Raw genomic sequence first — 3,764 nt, 5'->3', positions numbered from 1 at the left:
ACACCGGACAGGTTTGAGAGTGTCCTGCGCGCTAAGGCTGTCTCGGCTCTGCATCTGCATGAGTTGACGGGTGAGCTCGGTATCGAGCTGGATGCCTTCGTCCTCTTCTCGTCGATGAGCGGCACGGTGGGTGCGGCCGGTCAGGCGAACTACGCTGCCGCCAATGCTTATCTGGATGCTTTGGCCGAGCAGCGTCGTGCTGATGGTCTGGTGGCGACGTCGCTGGCGTGGGGGCCGTGGGCGGACGGTGGTATGGCTGCTGACGACGCTCTCGACGCACGCATGCGCCGGGGCGGAGTGCCGCCCATGGACGCGGAACTCGCGATCACCGCGCTTGAGCAGGCTGTTGGTTCCACCGATGCGGCTTTGACCGTTGCCGACTTCGACTGGGCGCGATTTGCACCCGGATTCACGGCGGTACGCCCCAGCAACCTCCTCGCGGAACTCCCTGAGGCGGCGACTGCGCCCATCGGGACAGACAACGGCGACGACCGCTCCGAGCGGGCAGTGTCGTCGCTCGCCGCCAGGCTTCAGAAGATGACCGAGGCGGACCGTGAGCCGTTCATCCTCGAACTCGTCAGAGCGCAGGTCGCCGAAGTGCTCGGACACTCCGGCGCGGACGACATCGAGGCGGGACGCGCGTTCCGTGAGATCGGCTTCGACTCGCTGACGGCGGTCGAGCTGCGTAATCGCCTGGGTGCGGCGACCGGGCTGCGGTTGCCTGCGACGCTGATCTACGACTATCCGACGTCGGCGGCTCTCGCGGAGTATCTGCGCGGTGAGTTGGTGGGCAGTGTGTGGGTCGCCGACACACTGCTTCCCGCCGTGGTCGCCACCGATGACGATCCGATCGCGATCGTGGCGATGAGCTGCCGCTTCCCCGGCGGCGTACGCACTCCGGAAGACCTCTGGCAACTCCTCGTCACAGGCGGCGATGCCATCTCGGATCTTCCTCTCGACCGTGGCTGGGACGTCGAGTCGCTGTACGACGCCGATCCCGGCGCGCAGGGCACCTCGTACGCCCGCGCGGGCGGCTTCCTCTACGACGCCGCCGACTTCGACGCCGACTTCTTCGGGATCTCGCCGCGTGAGGCCCTCGCCATGGACCCTCAGCAGCGTCTTCTTCTCGAAACCTCGTGGGAGGCGTTCGAGCGGGCGGGCATCGACCCGGCGACGCTGCGCGGCAGCCAGGCGGGTGTCTTCGTCGGCACCAACGGCCAGGACTATCTGTCCGTTCTGCTGGAAGAGCCCGAAGGTCTTGAAGGCCACTTGGGTACGGGCAACGCGGCGAGTGTCGTCTCCGGCCGGCTCTCCTACACCTTCGGTCTCGAAGGTCCCGCCGTCACCGTCGACACCGCCTGCTCGGCCTCGCTCGTCGCGCTGCACTGGGCCATTCAGTCGCTGCGTAACGGCGAATGCTCGCTGGCCCTGGCCGGTGGCGTGACGGTGATGTCCACACCCGGCACCTTCATCGAGTTCAGCCGTCAGCGCGGTCTCGCGGCCGATGGCCGTGTCAAGGCGTTCGCGGCGGGCGCGGACGGTACGGGTTGGGGTGAGGGTGTCGGCATGCTGCTCGTGGAGCGGCTCTCCGACGCTCGGCGCAACGGTCACCCGGTCCTCGCGATCGTGCGCGGTTCGGCGGTCAACCAGGACGGTGCTTCGAACGGTCTGACGGCTCCGAATGGTCCGTCTCAGCAGCGGGTGATCCGGCAGGCGCTGGCGAGTGCCGGTCTGTCCGCCGCCGATGTGGACGCGGTGGAGGCGCACGGAACGGGTACGCGGCTGGGTGACCCGATCGAGGCGCAGGCACTCCTTGCCACCTATGGGCAGGACCGGTCAGAGCACCGTCCGCTGCTGCTCGGCTCGATCAAGTCGAACATCGGTCACACGCAGGCTGCCGCCGGTGTCGCGGGCATCATCAAGATGGTGCTCGCGATGCAGAACGGGGTGCTTCCCCAGACCCTGCACATCGATGAGCCGTCTCCCCAGGTCGACTGGGAGGCCGGTGAGGTCTCCCTGCTGACGGAGGCGGTGAAGTGGCCGGAGACCGGCCGCTCGCGCCGCGCCGGCGTCTCCTCGTTCGGCTTCAGTGGCACGAACGCCCACACCATCATCGAGCAGGCCCCGACCGCCCCTGAGACCGAATCGGCCGAGGCCCCGGCCCCTGCGCCGCCCGCCGTCCTTCCTCTCGTGCTCTCAGCGAAGAACACCGCCGCACTCCACGCGCAGGCCGCCAACCTGCGTGCAAAGCTCCTCGCTACACCGGAAGCGGATCTCTCCGCCATCGGTCGCACGCTGACCACTGGCCGTGCGTCCTTCGAGGATCGTGCGGTGGTGGTGGCTGACGGTCGTGAGGGTTTGCTCGCGGGGTTGGCTGGGTTGGCTGATGGTGGTTCTGCGGCTGGTGTGGTTGAGGGTTCTCCGGTGGGCGGGAAGTTGGCGTTCCTGTTTACAGGGCAGGGGAGTCAGCGGCTGGGGATGGGGCGTGAGCTGTACGAGGCGCATCCGGCCTTCGCTCGGGCGCTGGATGAAGTGTGTGCCCGCTTTGATCTCGATGTGTCATTGAAGGAAGCACTGTTCGGTGTTGAGAGCGGTGCTCTCGACCAGACGGCGGTGACGCAGCCGGCGTTGTTCGCGGTGGAGGTGGCGCTGTTCCGGCTTCTGGAGTCGTGGGGTGTGCGGCCGGACTTCCTGTCCGGTCATTCGATTGGTGAGATCGCTGCGGCGCATGTGGCGGGGGTGTTCTCGTTGGAGGATGCGTGCACGTTGGTGGCGGCTCGTGGCCGGTTGATGCAGGCGCTGCCTTCGGGTGGTGTGATGATCGCGGTCCAGGCGTCGGAGGAGGAGATCCTTCCGCTGCTGACCGAGCGCGTGAGTATCGCCGCGATCAACGGCCCGCAGTCGGTCGTGATCGCCGGTGACGAGAGCGCCGCTCTCGCTGTGGTCGGGCACTTCGCGGACCGCAAGTCCAAGCGTCTTACGGTGAGTCACGCGTTCCACTCGCCGCACATGGACGGGATGCTGGAGGCGTTCCGTACAGCGATCGCGGAGCTTTCGTACGACAAGCCGAAGATCCCGGTCGTCTCGAACCTCACCGGCGCCCTGGTCGGCGACGACATGTCGACTCCCGAGTTCTGGGTACGCCATGTCCGCGAGGCCGTGCGCTTCCTCGACGGCGTCCGCGCCCTCGAAGCCGCCGGGGTCACCTCGTACGTGGAACTCGGCCCGGACGGGATTCTCTCCGCCCTCGCTCAGGAGTGCGCCGAGCGTACGGATGCGGCCTTTGTGCCCCTCCTGCGTGCGGGGCGTGACGAGGCCGAGACGGTCACCATGGCCCTGGCCAAGACGCATGTGCGCGGCATTGCCATTGACTGGGCCGCTTACTACTCCGGCTCAGGGGCCCAGCCGACGGACCTGCCGACGTACGCCTTCCAGCGGCAGCGCTACTGGCCGCAGCCGTCCATGTCGGCGGCTGGTCCGGTCGCCGACGGGTTCGTAGGTGGGGTGGATGCGCGGTTCTGGGACGCGGTGGAGCGAGAAGACCTGGAGTCGCTGGTCGCCGAGCTGGATGTGGACAGTGACGCACCCATCAGTGAGCTGATTCCGGCGCTCTCGGCCTGGCGGCGACACGGACAGGAACAGTCGGAGGTGGATGCCTGGCGTTATCGGGTGTCGTGGAAGCCGCTGGCGGATGTTTCTGGTGGTGTGGGGTTGTCGGGTGTGTGGCTGGTGTTGGTGCCGGCTGGTGTCGATGACTCGGCTGT

At 67.4% G+C, this 3,764-nt stretch carries 1 protein-coding gene; it reads left to right on the top strand.

Annotated features, from left to right (window positions below; translation table 11 throughout):
- The coding region (locus tag IE247_RS33805; protein ID WP_190127199.1) for a type I polyketide synthase at window positions 1-3,764 on the top strand (3,764 nt) is incomplete at both ends.

It is taken from the genome of Streptomyces inusitatus, assembly GCF_014651115.1.
Lineage (GTDB): Bacteria > Actinomycetota > Actinomycetes > Streptomycetales > Streptomycetaceae > Streptomyces > Streptomyces amakusaensis.
This window is presented reverse-complemented; position numbering and strand designations above follow the sequence as displayed.